15 protein-coding genes are annotated in these 18962 nt (G+C 69.8%); 10 read left to right on the top strand and 5 right to left on the bottom strand.

Annotated features, from left to right (window positions below):
* Positions 1–13: 13 nt before the first annotated feature.
* The 3 genes from J2W78_RS09470 (at position 14) to J2W78_RS09460 (ending at position 2221) form a co-directional block, all read left to right on the top strand.
* The gene (locus tag J2W78_RS09470; RefSeq protein WP_253370024.1) at positions 14–736 is read left to right on the top strand and encodes an amino acid ABC transporter permease; all 723 of its coding nucleotides are present in this window, start codon (positions 14–16) and stop codon (positions 734–736) included.
* Positions 736–1428 carry an amino acid ABC transporter permease gene (locus J2W78_RS09465; protein WP_253370022.1) on the top strand — a complete coding sequence of 231 codons (693 nt, stop codon included), beginning with the start codon at positions 736–738 and terminating at the stop codon, positions 1426–1428. Before J2W78_RS09470 ends, J2W78_RS09465 begins: the two co-directional genes overlap by 1 nt.
* Positions 1429–1492: 64 nt before the next feature.
* Positions 1493–2221, top strand: a complete 729-nt coding sequence (locus J2W78_RS09460) for an amino acid ABC transporter ATP-binding protein (RefSeq protein WP_253374006.1) — start codon at positions 1493–1495, stop codon at positions 2219–2221.
* 77 nt (positions 2222–2298) lie between these two features.
* On the opposite strand, the gene J2W78_RS09455 is transcribed toward J2W78_RS09460, so the two are convergent.
* Genes J2W78_RS09455 through J2W78_RS09445 form a run of 3 tightly spaced genes read right to left on the bottom strand, consistent with a single transcriptional unit; the run spans position 2299 to position 5739 of the window.
* A complete protein-coding gene (locus tag J2W78_RS09455; protein ID WP_253370020.1) occupies positions 2299–3240 on the bottom strand; it encodes a DMT family transporter in 942 nt (313 codons plus the stop codon).
* Between the two features lie 57 nt (positions 3241–3297).
* The gene (locus J2W78_RS09450; protein ID WP_253370019.1) at positions 3298–4566 is read right to left on the bottom strand and encodes an arsenic transporter; all 1269 of its coding nucleotides are present in this window, start codon (positions 4564–4566) and stop codon (positions 3298–3300) included.
* A 48-nt stretch (positions 4567–4614) separates the two neighbouring features.
* A complete protein-coding gene (locus J2W78_RS09445; protein WP_253370017.1) occupies positions 4615–5739 on the bottom strand; it encodes a metallophosphoesterase family protein in 1125 nt (374 codons plus the stop codon).
* Positions 5740–6153: 414 nt separating this feature from the next.
* Here J2W78_RS09445 and J2W78_RS09440 point away from each other — a divergent pair, with 414 nt between their 5' ends.
* Positions 6154–6429, top strand: a complete 276-nt coding sequence (locus J2W78_RS09440) for a hypothetical protein (protein WP_253370015.1) — start codon at positions 6154–6156, stop codon at positions 6427–6429.
* Positions 6430–6872: 443 nt separating this feature from the next.
* Here the strand turns inward: J2W78_RS09440 and J2W78_RS09435 are convergent, their stop codons facing one another.
* Complete coding sequence (locus J2W78_RS09435; RefSeq protein WP_253370014.1) at positions 6873–7490, bottom strand: PepSY domain-containing protein; 618 nt, start codon at positions 7488–7490, stop codon at positions 6873–6875.
* Between the two features lie 261 nt (positions 7491–7751).
* Here J2W78_RS09435 and J2W78_RS09430 point away from each other — a divergent pair, with 261 nt between their 5' ends.
* The 4 genes from J2W78_RS09430 (at position 7752) to J2W78_RS09415 (ending at position 14753) form a co-directional block, all read left to right on the top strand.
* The gene (locus tag J2W78_RS09430; RefSeq protein ID WP_253370012.1) at positions 7752–8507 is read left to right on the top strand and encodes an NUDIX hydrolase; all 756 of its coding nucleotides are present in this window, start codon (positions 7752–7754) and stop codon (positions 8505–8507) included.
* Position 8508: 1 nt separating this feature from the next.
* Positions 8509–9489, top strand: coding sequence for an SPFH domain-containing protein (locus tag J2W78_RS09425; RefSeq protein ID WP_253370010.1), 981 nt, complete (start codon positions 8509–8511; stop codon positions 9487–9489).
* Positions 9490–9500: 11 nt separating this feature from the next.
* The gene (locus J2W78_RS09420) at positions 9501–10424 is read left to right on the top strand and encodes a hypothetical protein (protein ID WP_253370008.1); all 924 of its coding nucleotides are present in this window, start codon (positions 9501–9503) and stop codon (positions 10422–10424) included.
* A gap of 246 nt (positions 10425–10670) precedes the next feature.
* On the top strand, positions 10671–14753 hold the full coding sequence (locus J2W78_RS09415) for a Pls/PosA family non-ribosomal peptide synthetase (protein WP_253370006.1): 4083 nt from the start codon (positions 10671–10673) through the stop codon (positions 14751–14753).
* Positions 14754–15029: 276 nt separating this feature from the next.
* On the opposite strand, the gene J2W78_RS09410 is transcribed toward J2W78_RS09415, so the two are convergent.
* Entirely contained in the window at positions 15030–15686 is a 657-nt protein-coding gene (locus tag J2W78_RS09410) for an alpha/beta hydrolase (RefSeq protein WP_253370005.1), read from the bottom strand.
* Positions 15687–15948: 262 nt separating this feature from the next.
* On the opposite strand from J2W78_RS09410, the gene J2W78_RS09405 reads away from it, so the two are divergent.
* Positions 15949–17121 carry a cysteine desulfurase family protein gene (locus tag J2W78_RS09405; protein WP_253370003.1) on the top strand — a complete coding sequence of 391 codons (1173 nt, stop codon included), beginning with the start codon at positions 15949–15951 and terminating at the stop codon, positions 17119–17121.
* A 103-nt stretch (positions 17122–17224) separates the two neighbouring features.
* Positions 17225–18694 (top strand): Fe-S cluster assembly protein SufB, encoded by a 1470-nt coding sequence (gene sufB / locus J2W78_RS09400; RefSeq protein ID WP_012255147.1) that lies wholly within the window; start codon positions 17225–17227, stop codon positions 18692–18694.
* Positions 18695–18962 lie beyond the last annotated feature (268 nt).

Genomic DNA, 18962 nt, shown 5'->3' with positions numbered 1-18962 from the left:
TGATGGGCGCCCGATGAACTACACCTGGAACTGGGGCATCTTCCTGGAGCCGTCGCCCGAGGGCGTCGGCACCTATGCCGACATGCTGCTCTCCGGGCTGGCCTGGACGGTTGTCACCGCCCTCTGTTCCTGGGCCATCGCCTTCAGCCTCGGCTCGGTGGTCGGCGTCATGCGCACGCTGCCCTCGCGCACCGCCAACGCCATCGGCGCGGCCTATGTCGAGGGGTTCCGCAACGTGCCGCTCCTGGTGCAGATGTTCCTCTGGTACTTCGTGCTGCCGGAACTCCTGCCCGCGCGTCTCGGCTCGGCCGTCAAGCAGATCCCGGACGCGCCGTTCATCACGGCGGTTCTCTGCCTCGGCTTCTTCACCGCCGCGCGGGTGGCCGAGCAGGTGCGGGCGGGCATTCGCGCCCTGCCGCGGGGGCAGGCGCAGGCGGGCCTCGCGCTCGGTCTCACCTGGGCCCAGACCTACCGCGCCGTGCTCCTGCCCAACGCCTACCGGATCATCCTGCCGCCGCTCACCTCGGAATTCCTGAACAACCTCAAGAACACCTCGGTCGCGCTCACCATCGGCCTGCTCGAACTCACGGCGCGGGCCCGCTCGATGCAGGAATTCTCGTTCCAGGTGTTCGAGGCCTTCACCGCAGCGACCCTGCTCTATGTGGCCCTCAACCTCGTGGTGATCGCGGGCGCGACCCTGCTGGAGCGGCGCGTGGCCGTGCCGGGCGGGCGCTGATGCTGGCCGGTCTCGACCTTTCCGTCGTCGCCGATTCGCTGCCCTACCTGTTCGGCGAGGGCATGGTGTTCACGCTGACGCTCACCGCGCTCGCGGCGGGCGGCGGCATCGTGCTCGGCACCGGGCTGGCGCTGCTGCGGCTCTCGGGCGTGCCGGGTCTGACGCATGCGGCCAAGCTCTATGTCGAGCTGATGCGGTCCCTGCCGCTCGTGCTGGTGATCTTCTGGTTCTACTTCCTCGTGCCCTATCTCGGCGCCTGGGCGATCGGCGCGGAGACGCCGATCCGGGTCGGGGCGTTCGCCAGCGCGCTCGTCACCTTCACCCTGTTCGAGGCGGCCTACTTCTCCGAGATCGTGCGGGCCGGCATCCAGTCGATTCCCAAGGGCCAGAGCGCGGCGGCCCGGGCGCTCGGCATGAGCTACGCGCACGTCATGCGGTTCGTGGTGCTGCCGCAGGCGTTCCGCAACATGGTGCCGCTGCTGCTGACGCAGACGATCGTGCTCTTTCAGGACACCTCGCTCGTCTACGTGCTCTCGCTCACCGATTTCCTCGGCGCCGCCTCCAAGGTGGCGCAGCGCGACGGGCGGCTCGTGGAGATGTACCTGTTCGCCGCGCTGGTCTACTTCGCCGTCTGCTTCGCGGCCTCGCTGCTGGTGCGCCGGCTCCAGGCCCGCACGGCGACCGTGCGATGAGGGGAAGCATGATGAGGATGGCCCCATGACCTCAGCCCCGCAGCCGCCCGCCGCGGGCGGGCCGATGATCGCCATCGAGGCGGTGTCGAAGTGGTACGGCGAGGTCCGCGTCCTGTCCGGCTGCTCGACCGCGGTGACGCGCGGCGACGTGGTGGTGGTGTGCGGCCCCTCGGGCTCGGGCAAGTCGACGCTGCTGAAATGCGTCAACGCCCTGGAGCCGTTCCAGGAGGGGCAGATCACCGTCGACGGCACGCGGGTGCGGGACAGGGCCACCAACCTGCCGCGGCTGCGCGCGCGGGTCGGCATGGTGTTCCAGCATTTCGAGCTGTTTCCGCATCTGAGCGTCATCGACAACCTCACGCTCGCCCCGCGCAAGGTGCTCGGGCGCTCGAAGGCAGAGGCGACCCGGCGCGGCCTCGACCTGCTGGCCCGCGTCGGGCTCTCGGCGCATGCGCAAAAACATCCGGGCCAGCTCTCGGGCGGGCAACAGCAGCGGGTGGCGATCGCCCGCGCGCTCGCCATGGACCCGGTGGTGATGCTGTTCGACGAGCCGACCTCGGCGCTCGATCCCGAGATGGTCGGCGAGGTGCTCGACGTGATGGTGGAACTGGCCCGCGACGGCATGACCATGATGGTCGTGACCCACGAGATGGGCTTCGCCCGCAAGGTGGCCGACCGGGTGGTGTTCATGGATCGCGGCGAGATCGTCGAGGACGTGGCGAAGGACGCCTTCTTCGACCGGCCCCGCAGCGAGCGCGCTCAGCAGTTTCTGTCGAGGATCCTCGCGCATTGACGCCGACAGGCCGGCTCCGCCCGTGAGGCGGTCCGGCCGTCGGGTGGCGACGCGTGCGGCTGCACCGGTCTCGGTTGTCAGAACAGCGAGATGAGGACGATGCCGGCCACCATCAGGGCGGCCCCGCCCAGCCGCGACGCGCCGGCCCGCACCCGCTTCATGCCGACCCAGCCGAAATGGTCCAGCGCCACCGAGGTCAGCAGGTTGGCGGTGATCAGGAGGCCGTTGAAGGCGCCCGCGCCGACCTTGTCGACGAAGAGCAGGCCGGCGAACACGGCGACCGCACCGGTGAGGCCGGCCAGCGGCATCCACCAGCGCACACCCTCGATGTCGGCGCGCTGCGGCAGGGGCTTGGGCCGCAGCAGGAAGACCAGCACGAAGACGAACACCACCGGCAGGAACGAGACCAGGGCCGCGAGCCACGGGTTGATCAGGGCGCCGCGCAGCTGCGCATTCCACACGACGCCGATCGCCTGGAGCGCCCCCGCGACGACGATGAAGGGATAGAGCAGCCGCGGGTTGAGGCCGTGGCCGGTGTCCTTGGTCTCGCCGTCCGCCCCGCCTTTATCGGGTGTGACGCGGGCGATGAACGTCACGCCGACGGCCATGAGCAGGCCGCCGAGCCAGGGCATCAGCTTGAACCCGCCGCCTTGCAGCCCGAACAGGCCCAGCGAATCCATCGCCAGCGAGGTCAGGATGTTGGCCGTCAGCGTCAGGCCGTTGAAGGGGCCGGCGCCGACCTTGTCGACGAAGGCGAGGCCGCCGAACACCGCCACCGCGCCGGCCACGCCGCCGAGCGGCGCGTACCACGGCATCGCGGCGAGCGTGTCGAGGCTCGGCAGCGGCGTCGGCATCACGAGGAACAGCGTCGCGAAGACGAAGACGATCGGCAGGAAGGAGATTGCCGCGGCAAGGAACGGGTTGACGAGGTGCCCGCGCAACTGCGCGTTCATGGAGTTGCCGAGCGCTTGGAGCGCGCCCGCCACGATGATGAAGGGATAGAGCAGGGCGGCACTCACGCGGGTCGGCCTCCGGATTGGCGAGGAAGTGGGACAGGGGGTGGGATCAGGCGGGGATCAGGCAAGAATCAGGGCCGCGAGGGCCAGCGCCAGCGCCGGCGGCATGACGAGGGCGCCGAGCTTCAGGAACGCCCAGGCGGAGACGTTCTCGCCCTCGCGGCGGATCGCGGTGAGCCAGAGGATCGTAGCGAGCGAGCCCGTGACCGAGAGGTTCGGCCCGAGATCGACACCGATCAGGATCGCCCCCGCCACCGTCTCCGGCACATGGGCGGCCTGCACCGCGGCACCCGCCAGGAGACCCGCCGGCAGGTTGTTCACGAGGTTCGATCCGAACGCGACGAGCGCGCCGCCGGCCCAGGCGGTTGCGGCGGGATCGCCCTGCGCGGCGTGGGCCAGGAGGTCGGCGAGCCGCGCGAGCAGGCCGGTCTTCTCCAGGGACTCGACGAGGACGAAGAGCCCGGCGACCAGCGGCAGCACGCCCCAGGAGACATCCCGGGCGACCGCGACCAGCCCACCCCGGTTGATCGCGAGCACGACGAGGGTGGTGGCGAGCCCGGCGATGAAGGTCGGCAGGCCGAGTTCGATCCCGGCGGCCGAGGCGCCGATCAGGGCCGCGCCGGTGGCGACGATGCCCCCGGCCGCGATCGTGCCGCCGAGCCCGAGCTTCGGGATCGCGACGTCGGTCGCGACCGTCTCGGCCTTCAGCCGCGCGTTCTGGGTCAGGCGCAGGACGATGTAGGTCGCGAGGATGGCGAGGAGGGAGGGCAGGGCGAAGGTCGCCAGCCAGCGGCCGAGCGGCGGCATGTGCTCGGCGAAGACGACGAGGTTGGCCGGGTTCGAGATCGGCAGCACGAAGCTCGCCGCGTTGGCGATGAAGGCGCAGATGAACAGGTAGGGCAGGGGCTGCTTCACCCCGGCGGCCCGCGTCGCGGCGAAGACGGCGGGCGTGAGCACCACCGCGCAGGCATCGTTCGAGAGGAAGACCGTGACCACCGTGCCGACGACGTAGATGAGCAAAAACAGCCGCGTCGCCGATCCCTTCGCGGCCCGCACCGCGTGGGCGGCGAGCCAATCGAACAGGCCCTGCTTCCGAGCGATCTCGGAGAGCAGCATCATCCCGACGAGGAAGAGGTAGACGTCGGTGCCCTTGGCCGCGCCTTCCAGGGCGGTCTGCCAGGGGATCAGGCCGAGGACGACGAGGAGTACCGCGCCGGCCACCGCCCAGATCGCCTCCGGCCAGGAGAACGGGCGCAGGATCACGCCGAGTGTCGCCAGCGCGGCGATACCCCAGGTCGCGACGTTCGGGGTCAGGGTGAGCGCGCCCATCGGCGTCGGGAATCCTTCTCGGTGAGGGTTACGAGGTCGGGCCGCGGGTCACCATGACCGCCCGTTCCGGTTCGGGCCGAGCTGGGTCCCGAACAGGCCCTTCTCCGGCCAAGCCCCGACGGCGTCCGCGTCGCTGCCGATCCCCTTCGAGACCGGGAGCGGTTCGCGCGGGCCGGCCGGCTCGACCGCATCCTCGTCCGTGCCGCCATCGGCATCCTGCGCCCGCACCGCGATCCGCCCTGCGCCGGGCGGTCCGTCGAGGCGGGCGCGATAGCGACCGCCGCCGTCGGCCCGCATCGGGTGCCAGGGGCCGCCGTCGATGCTGTATTCGCACCGAGTGACGGCGGCCGATCCGAGGACGAGGGCCCGGATCTCCGGGGTGGGCCCGGCGCGACGGTCGTCGGCACGGGGTGCGTCGAACGCCAGCCGCCGGTCGCCGGGGGCGGTGATGAGCACGAACGGCCAGGACCGATCGAGTTCCTTGAAGCGCCATGCGACCCCGCCGCGGTCGAGGGCGACGATGGCGTAGCCGACCGGGCCTTCCTCGATCTGGCCGGTGGAGCGGCAGGCCGCGTAGACGGTGCGGCCGTCGTTGGCGAGTTCGTTGTAGTGGGTATGGCCCATCTCCACGAGGCGGACCGGCCCGCGGTAAACGAGGTCGGCGACGCGGGCCGCTTCGCCCTCGGCCTTCAGGTCGGCCGGGTAGCTGTGCATGAACAGCGCGCAGTCCTGGCCGCTTGCCTCGGCCCCGGCCAGTTCCCGTTCGAGCCAGGAAACCTGCTCCGGCCCGAGCCGGAAGTCGGGGCCTCCGGAGCCGGCGCCGCAGATATCGAGGAACAGGCAGCGCGTGCCCGAGACCGTGACGGCGTAGGGAAGGCGCGGCACGCCGAGGCCGGCATAGAAGGCATCGAGGCTGCCGCCTTCCATGTCGTGGTCGCCGGGGATGACGTGAACCGGCAGCCGCAGGCTGTCGATTCCGGCTCGGACGAGGGCGTACTGCTCCGGCCGGCCGTTGTCGGCGTTGTCGCCGGGCAGGAATACGAAATCGAGGCCGCCGACCTCGCCGAGTTGGGCGATCACGGCCTGATAGTCGCGGGCGTTCTCGGCCTGCGGATCCGTCAGATGCAGATCGCCGACATGGGCGAAGACGAGGAGATCGTCGCGGGTGCTCATCGTCGGCCTCCTCCACGGGGGTTGCGGATTGGATCGCGGGACGGGGACAGGCTGCATACTTCGGGAGGTGCCTGTCTGGATGACGGCATCATCGGGGGATGCCCCAGTGATGACGCCCTCGGCGCGGCAAAACCCCCGCAGCAAAACTGGCTGCAGGACACGCCGCCCACAGGGGCAGCCGCCGCTCAAGCTGTTTTTGGCCCCACGGTTCCGTCTTAATCCATCACAACGGCGCGATTATCTGAGAAGGGACGTGGGTGGGGTCGGGATGCGTGCTGTCGGGACGGCTCCGGCGGGGCGTGGTTCCGAGCCGCGATCCATCGATGCTTCGTGTGGGAGGGGGGCGGGGGGAACAGCGTCCCGGGGCGTCGGTTCTCCGAAGGCCCAATCCCATCAGCAATAGGGAGACACGCCATGAAGGCTCTGACCCTCGCTCTCGCGAGCACCCTCCTGATCACGCCCGCCGCCTTCGCCGCCGAGGGCTCGGGAGCCTCCGGGACCAGCCGCTCCGGCACGGCCAACAGCACGGGCGCCAACGATGCTGGTTCCGGCGCTTCGCCCGGCGCGGCCGGCAGCGGCCCCACCTCGGGCGACAAGAGCCGGTCCGGTACGACCAACAGCACGGGTGCCAACGATGCCGGCTCCGGTTCCTCGCCCGGCGCCAGCGGCAAGGGCCACGACGCCCGTTAGAGCCGTATCCGACCTGATTGCATCAGGCCGGCGTCTCTCGCTTCTTGTTTCGACGCGCAGTCTTTCGACGAACCGGTTTCCCTTCGTCGGACGGCGCTCTCGCGGGAGCGGAGAGCGCCGTCCCGAAAGATGGTCGCCGGCTTTCGGGACGATGCAGGAACAAGAAGCTCGAACCGCATCCCGGACGCTGAAGGGGCTCGACTCGGCCGGTCATGTTCGGTTGAGGCGTGACGGCGGCGCCTTCCGCGCCACCTTTGAAGACGGTTTCCGGCCGCCGTTCCAGGGACAGGGGCTCGGGATGCTCTCCCGAATCGATCCCTGCGCGCCTCTTCCAAGTTGGTGCGTCGGCGGCGGACCGTCCGGGTTCCATGCGGTTCCCGGACGGTCCTTGGCGGTCTCCGCTCGACCGCCTTCCCTCGGAGGAAGGCGGCATTCAAGCGGGATCAGTCGTTCTTCACCGTGCCGTCCGGGCCGACCTTGACCTCCTGCTCGCGGTCGGTGAGGGCCAGCTTGATCTCGTACTCGACCGCATTGCCCTCGCGCTCGACCTCGGCCTCGTAGGCCTTGCCGCCCGGCGCCTTCTTCTCGGCGAGCGCGATCGCGTCCTTGAGCGAGACCTTGGCGTTCTGGAAATCGCCCACCTTCAGACGGGTGAAGTAGCGCTCGAACGGCTGGTTCTCGGACTTGTAGAGTTCGCCCGTGTCGGCGTTGACGCCATGCTCGACGAGCTTGCCGCTCGGGTAGACGACCTTGATCGAATAGTGCGCCGGGTTCTTGCTGTCGGCCTTCTCGAAGTCGGCGTCGATCGCCTTGCCGCCCTTCTCGTCGCCCTCGGCCTTGCCCTCGGCGGTGGCGATGGCCTGCGCGAGGCCGACCTTGGCCGACTTGGCGACCTGCCACTCCTTGAGGTCGCTGTTGGACTTGGTGGCCTCCGTGGCGGTCGGGGCGCGGCCGGTGTTCTCCGGGTTCTTGGTCAGGTCGGGGTTCTGGGCCGCGGCAAGGCCGGTCATCAGGGCCAGCAGGCCGGTGGCGGCGGTGAGGCGCAGGGCGTTCGTCTTCATGTGGCGGGGTTTTCCGTTTCTTGCGTTGGCGGCGCCTGGGGCGCTCGGGCTTGTTGCGGACCCACAGAACGGTCCGAGCCGCCGCTTGGTTGCAGCGCATCACGACGTTCGAGACGTGCTGGTGCGCGCCGCCGATCGCGCGTCGTCGCGATCGAGTGAGCCGGAGCCGGCGCGCCGGTTTCTCTCGTCGCGTTGACATATATTCAATTGGCATATAACTAAATCGCGAGATGGATATAAGGCTGGTCGAGCGAGATCCCCATGAGCCAAGCTGAGTCCGAGGCCGCCTTTCTGGCGCGCTACGATCCCGCCGACTACGCCCGGCCCGCCGTGGCCGTCGATCTGGTGCTGTTGGGTCTCTCGGGCGGTCGCCCGACCCTCCTGCTGCTGAAGCGCGACCGGCACCCGCATGCAGGGCGTTTTACGCTGCCGGGCGGCTTCGTCGGGATCGACGAGGCGTTGGATGAGGCTGCCGCGCGCGTTCTGCGCGAGAAGGCGGGCGGGGCGCAGGCCCATCTGGAGCAGCTCTACACCTTCGGCGCGGTGGAGCGCGATCCGCGCATGCGCATCATCACGGTCGCCTATCTCGCGCTCCTGACCGAGGCGGCCTTCGTCGAGGCACGGACGCGGGCCCCGGCCCTGCTTCCCGGCACGGTCGCGGCGTCGCCCGAGGGGGCGGGATCCGTGACGGTCCATGCGGCCGACGGCGCGGCCCTGCCGCTCGCCTTCGACCACGCCGAGATCGTCGCGCTGGCGATCCGTCGCCTGCGGGGCAAGCTCGACTATTCGGAGGTCGGCTTCGCCCTGCTCCCCGAACGGTTCACCCTGCGCCAGCTCCAGGACGTGCACGAGGCGATCCTCGGCGCGGGCCTCAACAAGCCCGCCTTCCGCCGCCGGATGCTCGACCGCGGCTGGCTCGACCCCACCGGCCGCTTCGAGACGGGCACCTCCTACCGCCCCGCCGAGCTGTACCGCTTTCGCCAAACCCCTTCGCAAATCCCCTCGCAAGGAGACTGACATGGCCACGATCCGCCGCTTCGGCGTTCTCTCCCAGTTGCGGAGCGAGGCGAGCCACTACGTGATCCGCTACCGCAACGGCCGCCCGCGCCAGAGCGGGCGCGGCCTCGTCTTCTGGTTCCGCCCGGAGACCGCGAGCATCAGCGAACTGCCGATGGACGACCGCGAGATGACGCTGTTCGTCCGCGGCCGCAGCGCGGACTTCCAGGCGGTCGCGGTGCAGGGCAGCGTCGGCTGGCACGTCGCCGATCCCGAGCGGCTCGCCGCCCGCGTCGATTTCTCCCTCGACCTGCGCACCGGCCGGTTCCAGGGCGAGCCGGTCGAGCGGATCGAGGCGCGCATCGCCGGGCTGGCCAACCAGGCCGTGCTGCAATTCCTCGGGAGCGCGCCGGTGCGCGCCCTGCTCGATGCCGGACCGGAGGCCCTGCGCGGGCAGGTGCAGGCGACGCTGGCCGCCGATCCGTCGCTGGCCGAGATCGGCGTCGCGGTGGTCTCGGTGCGGCTCACCAACCTCGCCCCGTCGAGCGAGCTGGAGCGCGCGCTTCAGACGCCGACCTACGAGGCGCTGCAGCAGAAGGCGGACGAGGCCACCTTCGCCCGCCGGGCGCTGGCGGTGGAAAAGGAACGCGCCATCGCCGAGAACGAACTCGCCACCCGGACCGAACTCGCCCGGCGCGAGAGCCTGCTGATCGCCGAGGAAGCGCAGAACGCCCGCAACCGGGCGCAAGGACGGGCCGAGGCGGAAGGGATCGAGGCCGGCGCGGAGGCCGAGCGCATCCGCATGGTCGAGGGCGCGCGGACCGAGGCCGAGGCCGCGCGCGTCGCGATCTACCGCGACGTGGCGCCGGGCACCCTGCTCGGCCTCGCCGCCCAGGCGCTGGCGGGCAAGCTCGACACGATCGAGCACGTCAACGTCACGCCGGACCTGCTTGCCACCCTGATCGGCGAGGTCCGCCGGCCGGCCGGCCTCCCGGCGCGCTGAGGGAGGGAGGCATGGCCGCGCTGACTCCGCGGGCGGTCTTCGTCACCCGCGAGACCGACTACGAGCTGCTCATCGCCCGGCACGCCACGCGGGGACAGGCCCGCTTCTTCCTGGAGAGCCGCGGCCAGGGTCTCGCGCAAGTCGAGGCCCGCCACGAGCGCTTCCACGCGGTGCTGGCGCAGGCCCGCGCCGCGGTGCCGGGCGAGTGGCGCCAAGCCCTGGTACGGCGGGCCGATCTCGACCGCTTCCTGTTCGCCGCCGACGACGTGGTCGTCGCCGTCGGGCAGGACGGGCTGATCGCCAACGTCGCCAAGTATCTCGGCGCGCAGCCGGTGATCGGGGTGAACCCGGCGCCCGACCTCTATGACGGCGTGCTGGCGTGCAACCCCGTCGAGCGGCTCTCCCGCTTGCTGCCGGCGAGTGCCGCGGGCGATGTGGGCATCGAGCGGCGCACCATGGTTCAGGCGGTGATCGACGGGGCCGAGCGCCTGTTTGCCCTCAACGAGATCTTCGTGGGCCACCGCAGCCACCAATCCGCCCGCTACCGGATCGAGGCGCCTCGATCCGGGGAGGCACAAGGGGAGGCGGAGATCGAGGCGGAGGAGCAGTCCTCCAGCGGCCTCATCGTCGCCTCCGGCACCGGGGCCACCGGCTGGGCCCGCTCGATCAGTGAGGCGACCCGGCTCGGCCTGTCGCTCGCCCCCGACGAGCGGGCGGTGGGCTACTGGGTGCGCGAGCCGTTCCCGAGCGTCGCCACGGCGACGCGGCTGCGGGCCGGCAAGCTCACCGATGCGCCGCTGGTCGTCACCTCGCGGATGAACGAGGGCGGCGTGATCTTCGCCGACGGGATCGAGCAGGACTTTCTGGGCTTCGGCTGGGGCCGGCAGGTGCGGATCGCGCCGGCCGACCGGGCCCTGCACCTCGTCACCGGGTGAGCCGGGCGGCGTCGCAGGCCCGAGGTGTTCGGGAACACCGGTTTTCTGGCCGCCCATCCCGTATATGGAACGCGTGCGGGATATCCGGGTGGGTCTCTCGACCACAATCATCCGTAGGGCGCGATCCTGTCGCAAAACCGCCAAGGGTGCCGATCATGGGGCGCGGGATCGCGCGCCGCCAGCGTCGGCGCGGGGTACGACCGATCCGGGAATGGGCAGCACGTGGAATCGGCAGCAGAGCATCGGATGAGCGGTCTCGCCGAGGCGGGGCGGCACGACGACGGATCGGGCGGGCGCCTCGGCGGCCGCGCCGTCCTGCGGGGGCCCGCGCGGCCCGACCTGATCCGCCGGGAGACCCTGGCCGACCTGTTCCGGGCGAGCGCGGGGGAGCGGGCCGACGCGCCCTGCCTGATCGACGCCGCCGAGCCCGGCTCGGACGGGCGCCGTCCGGTCCTGACCTATTCGCAAGTCGATGCCCGCTCCGACGCCATCGCCGCCGGGCTGTCCGCCCGCGGCATCGGCCCGGGGGATGTGGTGGGGCTGTGGATGGCCCGCGGCACCGAACTGCTGATCGCGCAGATCGGCATCACGAAATCCGGCGCCGCCTGGCTCCCCTTCGACGCCGAGGCGCCCGCCGACCGGGTCGCGGTGTGCCTGAACGATGCCGAGGCCAAGGCGCTCCTCGTCTCGGAGACCCTGCGGCCCCAGGCGCCGGAGGGCACGCCCGCCGTCACCACCGAAGCGCTTCTGCGGGCGGGGCAGGGAGCCTCCGCGCCCGATCTCGACGCTGCCGGCCTCGGACCGGAGCACCCGGCCTACCTGATCTACACCTCGGGCTCGACCGGCGTGCCGAAGGGCATCAGCATCAGCCACGCCAACATCTGCCACTTCCTGCGCGCGGGCAACGCCGTCTACGGCCTCTGCGCCGAGGATGTGGTGTTCCAGGGCGCCTCCGTCGCCTTCGATCTCTCGATGGAGGAGATCTGGGTCCCCTATCTCGTCGGCGCCTGCCTGTTCGTGGCGAGCCCGGCGATGATGGGCGACGTCGAGTCCCTGCCCGCGATCATCGCCGAGGCGCGCATCACCGTCCTCGACACGGTGCCGACCCTGCTCGCCATGATCCCCGGCGACCTGCCGAGTGTCCGCCTCGTGCTGCTCGGCGGCGAGGCCCTGCCCGAGCCCCTGGTGGCCCGCTGGGCGACCGGTGAGCGGCGCCTGTTCAACACCTATGGCCCGACCGAGGCCACCGTGGTGGCGACCGCCGCCGAGATGCGGCCGGGCCGGCCCGTCACCATCGGCGGCCCGATCCCGAATTACTCCGTCTACGTCGCCGACGAGGCGCTGAACCTGCTCGGCCCCGGCGAGCAAGGCGAGTTGCTGATCGGCGGCCCCGGCGTCGCCGGGGGCTACCTCAAACGGCCCGAACTGACGGCGGAAAAGTTCGTCGCCAACCCCTACCCGTCCGACGGGACCGACCCGGTGCTCTACCGCTCGGGCGACGCGGTCTCGATGACGGCCGACGGCGACATCCTCTTCCACGGCCGCATCGACGACCAGGTCAAGATTCGTGGCTTCCGGGTCGAACTCGGCGAGATCGAGGCGCGCATCCGGGCGCAGGACGGGATCAATCAGGCGGCGGTGGTCTTGCGCCGGGACGACGAGGTCGACCGGCTGGTCGCCTTCCTCGTGCCTGAGCGGAATGCCGCCCTCGACCGCGCGGCGCTCCGAAAGAATCTCGCGGCGCAGATGCCGCCCTACATGGTGCCCGGCCATTTCGAGACGGTCGAGACCCTGCCGCGGCTCACCTCCGGCAAGGTCGATCGCAAGGCGCTGCGGATCGCGCCGCTGACCGTCGCGGTCGCCGACGGCGAGCAGGAGGCCCCCGACAACGAGACCGAAGCCGCGCTGCTGGCCGCCGCCAAGAAGGTGTTCGGCGACGGTCCGATCGGGCTCGAGGCGGACTTCTTCTCCGAACTCGGCGGCCACTCGCTGCTCGCTGCCCGCTTCGTCGGCGCGGTGCGCGAGACCCCGGCGCTCGCCGGCATCACCCTTCAGGACGTCTATAACGGCCGTACCCTGCGGGTGATGGCCGCGAATCTGATCGAGCGCACGGGCGGGGCGGGGGCGCAGACGGCGATCCGCGATCTCAGCTTCGTCCCGCCCCCGCTTCTGCGCCGCGCCCTGTGCGGGCTGGCGCAGGCCATCGCCCTGCCGTTCGTGATCGCGCTGGCCACGGCGCAATGGCTCGGCATCTTCGTCACCTACCTGCTGCTCACCGGCGGCGGGCTCGGGTTCTGGGGCGAACTCGGCGTCCTCTTGCTGGTCTATATCGGCATCAACGCAGTGACCGCGACGGTCGCGATTGCCGCTAAATGGCTGATCCTCGGGCGGACCAAACCGGGGCGCTATCCGCTCTGGGGCGTCTATTATTACCGCTGGTGGCTGGCGCAGCGCCTAACGCCGCTGGTGCACATCAAGTGGCTGCAGGGCTCGCCCGTCATCGTCACCTATCTGCGCCTGCTCGGCGCGAAGATCGGCGACGACGTGCTGATCTCCGACCTCGATGTCGGCGCGGCCGATCTGCTCACCATCGGCCGCGGTTCCTCGCTCGGCGGGCGGCTCGTCATCGCCAACGCCGAGGTCGTCGGCAACGAACTCGTCATCGGCCGCGTCGAGATCGGCGAGGACGTCGCCATCGGCACCTCCTGCGTGATCGGCCCCGGTGCGGTGATCGGGGATCACGCCGAGATTGCCGACCTCACCACCGTGCCGGCCGGCACCGAGGTCGGCACGGCCGAGGCTTGGGACGGCTCGCCGGGGCGCCGGGTCGGCACCGTCGACTTCTCTGCCCTGCCCGAACCGGCCACCGCCTCGCCTGCCCGCCGGGCGGCCTTCGGCGCGGTCTACGCCTTCCTGCTCGCGGCGGTGCCGGCGGTCGGCCTGCTGCCGATCTTCCCGGCCTTCTACATCTTCGACCAGATCTCCGATAACCTCTCGGAACTCACCGATGTCGATTACCACGTCTACCTGCCGCTGCTGACTTGGCCCACCGCCATGCTGATGACGGCGGGCACGGTGCTGCTCATCGCCGCCATCCGCTGGGCGGTGCTGCCGCGGGCGACATCCGGCACCGTCTCGATCTGGTCTGGCTTTTATCTCCGCAAGTGGCTGGTGGCGCTCGCCTCCGAGGTGACGCTGGAGACGCTCTCCTCGCTGTTCGCGACCGTCTACATGCGGGCGTGGTACCGGCTGATGGGGGCAAAGATGGGCCGGGGCGCCGAGATCTCGACCAATCTCGGCTCGCGCCACGACCTTGTCGCGGTCGGCGCCAACAACTTCATCGCCGACGAGGTGGTGGTCGGCGAGGAGGAGATCCGCCGCGGCTGGATGCATCTGCACCCGGTCGAGACCGGCGCCCGCGTCTTCGTCGGCAATGACGGCGTGCTTCCGCCGGGGGCGAGGATTCCCGACGATGTGCTGATCGGCATTAAGTCGAAGCCGCCGGCCAACGCGGCGATGAGCCCGGGCGAGACGTGGTTCGGCTCGCCGCCGATCCGCCTGCCGGTGCGCCAGAAGGTCGATCTCGGCTCCAACGCCCAGACCTTCGAGCCGAGCGTGGCGGCCAAGCTGCGGCGCGGCCTGTTCGAGGCCTTCGCCACCTCGTTCTCGCCGATGCTCTACATCTCGCTCGCCATCTGCGCGATCGACTGGGTGTTCTATCCGGCCATCCTCGCCGAGGATTGGGGCGGGCTGGCACTCGCCTTCGTGCTCGCGAGCGTCGCCATCGCGCTGATCCAGACCGGCAGCGTCATCGCCCTCAAATGGCTCCTGATGGGGCGCTACCGCCCCGGCATGCGGCCGATGTGGTCGTGGTGGGCCATGCGCACCGAGGCCATCGCCGTCGCCTATTGGGGCTTGGCCGGCAAGGTGCTGCTGGAGCACCTGATGGGCACGCCCTTCCTGCCCTGGATGCTGCGGCTCTTCGGCGTGAAGGTGGGCAAGGGCGCCTGCCTCCTGATGACCGACATCACCGAGTTCGACTGCGTCGAGATCGGCGACTTCGCTGCGATCAACCGCTCGGCGGCGCTCCAGACCCACCTCTACGAGGACCGCATCATGAAGGTCGGCCGGGTCGTGGTCGGGCGCGGCGTCTCAGTGGGCGCTTTCTCGACCGTCCTCTACGACAGCCATGTCGGCGATTACGCGCGGCTGCGCCCGCTCACCATCGTGATGAAGGGCGAGTCGATCCCGGCCCACTCGGAATGGGAGGGCGCGCCCGCCGTGCCGGTGGTGCACGCGGCGGCCGAGCCGGCGGCGCGGGCGGCGTGAGGCCGGCGGCGTCGCAGGACCTGGATGGCTTCGCCTTACGCTCGCGAGAGCATCGTCCTGGATATCGGATCCAGGACGATGCTCTCGGCACTTCTTTTTGCAGCATCTTTTTCCGAAAGCCGGCAACCACCTTTCGGGACGATGGTCTGGGACGGTGCAGGATGATCCGCCCCGTCGTCGCGAGTGTTCGGCGAAGCGATCCAGCTTCGCGACCTCATTGGATGATCGAACAGGCGTGAGCGTAGCCCACCGATCGGTGGGGTGGGCTGACGCGACTCACGCCGCTTCGGGCTTCGCCCCGAGGCGCTTGTCGAGATAGGTGTCCACGGTCTGGGTCAATTCGTCGACCCGGCCGTCGAAGAAGTGGTTGGCGCCCTCGACCATCTGGTGCTCGATGATGACGCCCTTCTGGGTCTTCACCTTCTCGATCACCGGGATCACCTCGCGGGCCGGGGCCACCCGATCTTCCGAGCCGTGCACGAACAGGCCGGAGGAGGGGCACGGCGCCAGGAAGGTGAAGTCGTAGCGGTTGGCCATGGCGGCGATCGAGATGAAGCCCTCGATCTCCGGGCGGCGCATCAGGAGCTGCATCCCGATCCACGAGCCGAACGAGACGCCTGCGATCCAGCAGGACTTCGCCTCCGGGTTGACCGACTGCACCCAGTCGAGGGCGGCGGCGGCGTCGGAGAGTTCACCCGAGCCGTGATCGAAGGCGCCCTGGCTGCGCCCGACCCCGCGGAAATTGAAGCGCAGGGCTGCGAATCCGCGATTGGCGAAGGTGTAGAAAAGATTGTACACAATTTGATTGTTCATCGTGCCCCCGAACTGGGGGTGCGGATGAAGCACGATAGCGATCGGCGCGCCCTTCTTCTTCGGGGCTTGGTAGCGCCCTTCCAGGCGGCCGGCGGGGCCGGAAAAGATGACTTCGGGCATGGTGTCCTCGAGATGATCCGACTCTCACCCCTGATGCCCCCTGCGAAGGCAGGGGGAGGCTGGCCGGTCACGGCTTGACTCGTTGCGCGCGCCACCTACAAGCGCTCTTAGAATAATTCTAGGTCATTAGAATCATTCTAAACAGTTCGTCGGGCCTCGACCTGCGAAGCACACGGCGCGTTTCGCGCGGCTTAGCACGGGGGAGGGGGGCGAAATCAAGAAAATCAGGATGTGGCAGGACGATACGGAGCAAAACGGCAGGATGACGTCGGGCGCGCGCAGCTATCTCGATCACAACGCGACCTCTCCGGTGCGGCCGGAGGTCGCGGCGGCGGTCGCGCGCGCGCTGGCACTGCCCGGCAACCCCTCCTCGATTCATGAGGAGGGGCGCGCCGCGCGCCACGCGCTGCAGACGGCGCGGGCACGCCTCGCCGCCCTGCTCGGGATGAGCCCGGAGCGCGTTACCTTCGCCAGTGGCGGCACCGAGGCCGCCAACGCCGTGCTCTCCGGCGCGTTGCGGAAGGCGGGCCTCCCCGCCCCCACCCGGCTGATGATCTCGGCGACCGAGCATCCATGCGTCGCCGCGGGCCACCGCTTCGCGCCGGACGCGGTCGAGGTGCTGCCGGTGGACGGGGCCGGCCTGCTGCGGCTCGACACGCTGGCGGCCCGGCTCGACGCCCTTCGCGACGAGACCGTGCTGATCTCGGTCCATGCGGCCAACAACGAGACCGGGGTGGTGCAGCCGCTGGCCGGGATCGTGCGGCTCGCTCGCGCCCACGGACGGGCTCTGGTCCACAGCGACGCGGTGCAGGCGGTCGGAAAGATCCCGCTCGATTGCGCCGCGCTCGGCCTCGACGCCTTGACCCTGTCGGGCCACAAGTTCGCCGCGCCGAAGGGCGTCGGCGCCATGGTGCTGGCCGAGGGGGCAAGCCTGGAAGCGGCCTTCCTGCGCGGCGGCGGCCAGGAGGCGCGCCTGCGCGGCGGCACCGAGAACCTTCCGGGGATCGTCGGCCTGGGCGCGGCGGCCGACATCGCCCGTGATGCCCTGGAGGCCGAGGCGGTGCGGCTTGCGGGTTTGCGCGACGCCCTCGAAGCACGCCTGTGGGCGCTCGCGCCGGACATGGTGGTGTTCGGGGAGGGCGCGCCGCGGCTTCCCAACACGCTGGGCTTCGCCGTGCCGGGCCTGGAGGCCGCCACGGCGCTGATCGCCCTCGATCTCGCCGGCCTGTCCGTTTCGTCGGGCTCGGCCTGCGCCTCGGGCAAGGTGGCCCGTTCCCCCGTGCTTGCGGCGATGGGCGTGAGCCCTGCGCTCGCCGCGGGGGCGTTGCGCGTCAGTTTCGGCTGGAATTCGCGCCCGGAAGACCTCGAACGCTTCGCGGCGGGGTTCGAACGGGTCGTGTCGTCCCTATATCAGCGGCGAGGGCAGGCAGCCTGAGGAACTCTCAGTGCCGCCCGCCCAAGCCATTCTTTCGGCGGTAAACCCGCCGTGTCGTTGGAAACCCCCGGTCCTTGAAGCCGGAGTCGGTAGGAGACGCTGAATGCCTGCAGTGCAGGAGACCATCGATCGGGTCCGTTCAATCGACCTCGATCAGTACAAGTACGGTTTCGAGACCGTGATCGAGATGGAGAAGTCCGAGAAGGGCCTCTCCGAGGACGTCGTCCGCTTCATCTCGGCCAAGAAGAACGAGCCGGAATGGATGCTCGAATGGCGTCTCGACGCCTACAAGCGCTGGCTCACGATGAAGGAGCCGGAATGGGCCCGGGTCGAGTATGACCGGGTCGATTACAACAACATCTACTACTACGCCGCGCCGAAGCGTAAGGGCCCGGAATCGCTCGACGAGATCGATCCCGAAATCCTGAAGACCTACGAGAAGCTCGGCATCCCGCTGCGTGAGGTCGAGGTGCTGGAAGGCATCGCGCCGGAGCGTCGCGTCGCGGTCGATGCGGTGTTCGACTCGGTCTCGGTGGCGACCACCTTCCGCAAGGAGCTCGAGAAGGCCGGCGTGATCTTCATGCCGATCTCCGAGGCCATCCGCGAGTACCCGGACCTCGTGAAGAAGTACCTCGGCTCGGTCGTGCCCGTGACCGACAACTTCTTCGCCACGCTGAACTCGGCAGTCTTCTCCGACGGCTCGTTCGTCTACATCCCGCCGGGCGTGCGCTGCCCGATGGAGCTCTCGACCTATTTCCGCATCAACGAGCGCGATACGGGCCAGTTCGAGCGCACGCTCATTATCGCCGACAAGGGCTCCTACGTCTCGTATCTCGAGGGCTGCACCGCCCCGAAGCGCGACGACAACCAGCTCCACGCCGCGGTGGTCGAGCTCGTCGCCCTGGAGGATGCCGAGATCAAGTACTCGACCGTCCAGAACTGGTACCCCGGCGACAACGAGGGCAAGGGCGGCATCTACAACTTCGTGACCAAGCGTGGCGATTGCCGCGGCGCCCGCTCGAAGATCTCGTGGACGCAGGTCGAGACCGGCTCGGCGATCACCTGGAAGTACCCGTCCTGCATCCTGCGCGGCGACGATTCCCGCGGCGAGTTCTACTCGATCGCGGTGTCGAACGGCATGCAGCAGGTCGATTCCGGCACCAAGATGATCCATCTCGGCAAGAACACGACGAGCCGGATCATCTCGAAGGGCATCTCGGCGGGCCGCTCGCAGAACACCTACCGGGGTCTCGTCTCGGCCCACAAGAAGGCCAAGGGCGCGCGCAACTTCACCAATTGCGACTCGCTCCTGATCGGCGACCAGTGCGGGGCGCACACCGTGCCCTACATCGAGTCGAAGAACGCGTCCGCGGTGTTCGAGCACGAGGCCACCACCTCGAAGATCTCCGAGGACCAGAAGTTCTACTGCTTGCAGCGCGGCCTCTCCGAGGAGGAGGCGACCGCGCTCATCGTCAACGGCTTCGTCCGCGACGTGCTGCAGCAGCTCCCGATGGAGTTCGCGGTGGAGGCCCAGAAGCTGATCTCGATCAGCCTCGAAGGCTCGGTGGGCTGACGCGCTTCGACACGGCTGTGCCGCGTGCCGCCCCCGGCACAGCGCGCGGCACGCCGACGAGGTGAGGGGCAGCGCCGTGTGCGGCTGCTTCTACGGCCTGAACACGTTCGCGCCGGATGAGGCGGAGGGTGGATCGCCGATGGCGGAACCGCTCGCTGTCCCCGGTGCGGCGTCGACGCGGTGATCGGTGACATGCCCGGCCATTCGACCGGACGTGTCACCGTCCTGCGGGCGATGCATCAGGAATGGTTTTGAAGGACTTGGACGG

The organism is Methylorubrum extorquens (genome assembly GCF_024169925.1).
Lineage (GTDB): Bacteria > Pseudomonadota > Alphaproteobacteria > Rhizobiales > Beijerinckiaceae > Methylobacterium > Methylobacterium extorquens_A.
The sequence above is the reverse complement of the archived record's forward strand: the minus strand, read 5'-3'. Positions and strand labels throughout refer to the sequence as shown.

Coding starts and splice junctions, on each gene's coding strand:
- J2W78_RS09470 (WP_253370024.1), top strand. CDS start 14: ATGAACTACACCTGGAACTGGGGCATCTTCCTGGAGCCGTCGCCCGAG.
- J2W78_RS09465 (WP_253370022.1), top strand. CDS start 736: ATGCTGGCCGGTCTCGACCTTTCCGTCGTCGCCGATTCGCTGCCCTAC.
- J2W78_RS09460 (WP_253374006.1), top strand. CDS start 1,493: ATGATCGCCATCGAGGCGGTGTCGAAGTGGTACGGCGAGGTCCGCGTC.
- J2W78_RS09450 (WP_253370019.1), bottom strand. CDS start 4,566: ATGGGCGCGCTCACCCTGACCCCGAACGTCGCGACCTGGGGTATCGCC.
- J2W78_RS09445 (WP_253370017.1), bottom strand. CDS start 5,739: ATGAGCACCCGCGACGATCTCCTCGTCTTCGCCCATGTCGGCGATCTG.
- J2W78_RS09440 (WP_253370015.1), top strand. CDS start 6,154: ATGAAGGCTCTGACCCTCGCTCTCGCGAGCACCCTCCTGATCACGCCC.
- J2W78_RS09435 (WP_253370014.1), bottom strand. CDS start 7,490: ATGAAGACGAACGCCCTGCGCCTCACCGCCGCCACCGGCCTGCTGGCC.
- J2W78_RS09430 (WP_253370012.1), top strand. CDS start 7,752: ATGAGCCAAGCTGAGTCCGAGGCCGCCTTTCTGGCGCGCTACGATCCC.
- J2W78_RS09425 (WP_253370010.1), top strand. CDS start 8,509: ATGGCCACGATCCGCCGCTTCGGCGTTCTCTCCCAGTTGCGGAGCGAG.
- J2W78_RS09420 (WP_253370008.1), top strand. CDS start 9,501: ATGGCCGCGCTGACTCCGCGGGCGGTCTTCGTCACCCGCGAGACCGAC.
- J2W78_RS09415 (WP_253370006.1), top strand. CDS start 10,671: ATGAGCGGTCTCGCCGAGGCGGGGCGGCACGACGACGGATCGGGCGGG.
- J2W78_RS09410 (WP_253370005.1), bottom strand. CDS start 15,686: ATGCCCGAAGTCATCTTTTCCGGCCCCGCCGGCCGCCTGGAAGGGCGC.
- J2W78_RS09405 (WP_253370003.1), top strand. CDS start 15,949: ATGACGTCGGGCGCGCGCAGCTATCTCGATCACAACGCGACCTCTCCG.
- sufB (WP_012255147.1), top strand. CDS start 17,225: ATGCCTGCAGTGCAGGAGACCATCGATCGGGTCCGTTCAATCGACCTC.